The sequence below is a fragment of the Stenotrophomonas sp. genome (assembly GCF_031995405.1).
Lineage (GTDB): Bacteria > Pseudomonadota > Gammaproteobacteria > Xanthomonadales > Xanthomonadaceae > Stenotrophomonas.
This window is the reverse complement of record NZ_DAMAGC010000207.1, coordinates 1-2,805: the sequence shown is the minus strand read 5'-3', so window position 1 is coordinate 2,805 and position 2,805 is coordinate 1. Positions and strand designations below refer to the sequence as shown.

General features: G+C 68.1%; 4 protein-coding genes and 1 pseudogene. 2 read left to right on the top strand and 3 right to left on the bottom strand.

What is annotated here, in order from left to right:
- Window positions 1-198 precede the first annotated feature (198 nt).
- Both RTO53_RS19810 and RTO53_RS19805 read left to right on the top strand, forming a co-directional pair.
- On the top strand, window positions 199-573 hold the full coding sequence (locus RTO53_RS19810; RefSeq protein WP_312239371.1) for a nuclear transport factor 2 family protein: 375 nt from the start codon (window positions 199-201) through the stop codon (window positions 571-573).
- Window positions 574-672: 99 nt separating this feature from the next.
- The gene (locus RTO53_RS19805; RefSeq protein WP_312239370.1) at window positions 673-1,407 is read left to right on the top strand and encodes an MliC family protein; all 735 of its coding nucleotides are present in this window, start codon (window positions 673-675) and stop codon (window positions 1,405-1,407) included.
- 12 nt (window positions 1,408-1,419) lie between these two features.
- On the opposite strand, the gene RTO53_RS19800 is transcribed toward RTO53_RS19805, so the two are convergent.
- From RTO53_RS19800 to RTO53_RS19790, 3 genes and pseudogenes are all read right to left on the bottom strand, one after another.
- Window positions 1,420-1,995: a hypothetical protein gene (locus tag RTO53_RS19800; RefSeq protein ID WP_312239369.1), complete on the bottom strand. Its 576-nt coding sequence runs from the start codon at window positions 1,993-1,995 to the stop codon at window positions 1,420-1,422.
- Window positions 1,985-2,551: an elongation factor P-like protein YeiP gene (gene yeiP / locus RTO53_RS19795; RefSeq protein WP_312239368.1), complete on the bottom strand. Its 567-nt coding sequence runs from the start codon at window positions 2,549-2,551 to the stop codon at window positions 1,985-1,987. The genes RTO53_RS19800 and yeiP overlap by 11 nt, the downstream gene beginning before the upstream one ends.
- Window positions 2,552-2,629: 78 nt before the next feature.
- Window positions 2,630-2,805, bottom strand: a pseudogene (locus RTO53_RS19790) (3-hydroxyacyl-CoA dehydrogenase); the annotation flags it as partial.

The following is a 2,805-nucleotide window of genomic DNA, read 5'->3' as shown; positions in this document are numbered from 1 at the left end:
GCCAGAAGGTGCTTGTGCTCCATCGTATCTCCACATTTCCTCCATCGAAACCCCATGCAGGTCGCGCAGACTTCGCCGTTCATGCTGCCGTGGCAAGGCCCCGGCGAGTTGTTGGGCACCGCCGTTGACGGGCGGACAACGGGGTACGACACGCGGGCCATCCGGTACGCGGAAGGGAATGAGATGGGCAGGACGGTAGTGGAAACCAACGTCGCGCGGGCCGAAGACGCGCTGCGGCAGTTGGTGCTGGCGCAGGACGTGGCGGGACTGCAGCCATGGTTGTCGCCGGCGTTGTTCTTCAGCGATGCAGCAGGACAGTGGCTGGGCGGGCATCCGTGCCTGGGCGAGTGGTCGGCGCGCCGCCTGCAGCTGACCGCGCTGGAGCAGGGCGCGGTGGAGATGCTGGTGTGTGGCCAACTGGTGCTGGTTTCCAGCGACGTGCGGCTCGGGTACGCAGGTGAGCAGGGCAACCAGGTCTGCGCGATGCGCCTGTTGCGGGTCTGGGCCAGTTGTTCGAGCCCGGCCGGCGTGCATTTGTTGTCGATCGGCGTGCTGCCCTGGCGGGGTGGCTGAGCGCTGTCGGCCAGCGCTGGAGTCATTGTCGCTTCACCTCCCGCTTCAGGCTGCGGGCTAGGATGGTTGGCTGATCGCAACAACCGCAAGGAGTCCCACATGCGTGCATCCCCGTGGCTTTTGAGCCTGGCCATTGCGGCCGGGCTGAGTGCCTGCCAACCCGCGCAGCAGGGTGAAGGCACCCCGCCCGCAGGTGCCGCGAGCGAGGCACCGCCGCCGCCGGCCGCCGCCACCACCGAAGAGCGCCGCTATACGTTCCAGTGCGGCGATGTGGCCGTGCAGGCGACGTACCGTGGCCAGGATTCGGCCACGGTGGTGGTGGGCGAGCGCACCTATGCGATGTCGTCGGAGGTCGCCGCTTCCGGTGCCAGATACGGCGACGGGCAGGGCAACACGTTCTGGACCAAGGGCACCACCGAAGGCACGCTCAGCCTGAAGGGTGAAGCGGACCGTACCTGCGTCGGCTCGGGCGAAGAAGGCGCGGCAGCGCCGGCGCCCGCGGCGGCAGGCATGGCGCAGGCGGGCTTCCGTGCGACCGGCAACGAGCCCGGCTGGCTGGCCGAGGTCACCGCAGGCGCAACGCCACGCCTGCGCGTGGAAACCGACTACGGACAGCGCAGCGTCGAGATTCCCACCCCCACCCAGGGCAAGGATGGCTGGTCCGGCAAGGCCGCCGACGGTACCGAAGTCAAGCTCACGTTCCAGCGCACGGTCTGCCAGGACGATATGAGCGGGAAGGCATTCGGTACTACGGCGATGCTGACCGTGGGCGCGCGGCAGTACCACGGCTGCGGGGATTTCGCCGGGGCGCCGGCGCTGGCGGCCAAGCCGTAACGGCCAGGCAGGTCAGCGCACGTCCTGGGTGCGGCAGTGGTCCGGCGCGAGGTCGGTAAACAGGTCGTAGCGGTTGCCCACGCCGATCAACGCCTCGCGCAGCATGCAGTCGTCATGATGGCGGGCGTACAGGTCGGCGAAGATCCCTTCGCGGCCCTCGCAGTACTGCTTGTCGGCGGCCTCAAGCTCGACCCGACGTTCTTCGTCGTAGGCTTCTTCGCCGGCGAAGTGCTGGCAGGTGTTCTCGCGCTCGAGGAACGCGCGGACATCGGCGGGCATCGCGCAATAGATGCGGATGTCGTCCACATCGCCGATGTCGTTGGACACCTCGCAGCCGGCGTCGGCGCGTGCGCGCTCCAGCTCGTCCAGGTCCGGCATGCCGGTGTCGGCGCCGGTCTCGATCCCGGTTCCGGTCACCGGGTTGTCCGCCGTCGGCGGTTCGGCCGCGCTGGCCGGGGCGGCGACGGCGTCCTTGCCGGCCACGGGCGGGGCGGCATCCATCCCGTCCACGCGGCCGTCTGCTGCCCGCGGCGAACACGCCGCGAGCAGGGACAGGCAGGCCAGCAGCGCGATGCGCTTAGTCGGCACGGCCGGCGAATTCACCGGTGGCGGTGTTGACCATCACGCGTTCGCCGTTGGCGATGTACTCGGGCACCATGATCTCGATGCCGGTGCTGAGCTTGGCCGGCTTCGGACGCTTGGTGGCCGTGCCACCCTTCATTTCCGGCGGGGTCTCGACCACTTCCAGCACCACGCTGGTCGGCAGCTGCACGCCCACCGGGGTTTCGTCGATCACCTGCACATAGATGCCGGTCAGGCCGTCGGTGATGTAGCCGGCGTCATCGCCCAGCACGTCGGCATCGACCATGTACGGGGTGTAGTCCTCGTCATCCAGGAACACGAACGCATCACCGTCCTTGTAGGAATAGGTGGACTGGCGGCGCAGCAGTTCGACTTCCGGCAGGTTGTCGTCGGCGTCGAAGCTGGCATCGAGCTTGTTGCCGCCCGGCACGCTGTACATGATGAAGCGGAAGCGGACATTGCCGCCGCGGCCCTGCGGCGAGCTGCGTTCGATGTCGCGGATCTGGTAGACGCCGTTGTTGTACTCGACGACGTTGCCTTTCTTGATGTCGTTGGCTTTCATGGACTGAAGGTCGGTTCGTGGGAGGTGGCGGGCACCATGCCGGGTGCCCTGCGGTGTCCGCCGCTGCGGCGGACGTGCTTACTTGGGTGCCAGGCGCACCGCACCGTCCAGGCGGATGGTCTCGCCGTTGAGGTAGGTGTTGCCAAGGATATGCCCGACCAGGCCGGCGAAATCTTCCGGCTTGCCCAGGCGCGGCGGGAACGGGATCGAGGCGGCCAGCGACTCCTGCACGGCCGGCGGCATGCCATCGACCA

Bases quoted from the DNA above. Each gene is read 5' to 3' on its own strand.
- RTO53_RS19805 (WP_312239370.1), top strand. From the start codon at position 673: ATGCGTGCATCCCCGTGGCTTTTGAGCCTGGCCATTGCGGCCGGGCTG.
- yeiP (WP_312239368.1), bottom strand. From the start codon at position 2,551: ATGAAAGCCAACGACATCAAGAAAGGCAACGTCGTCGAGTACAACAAC.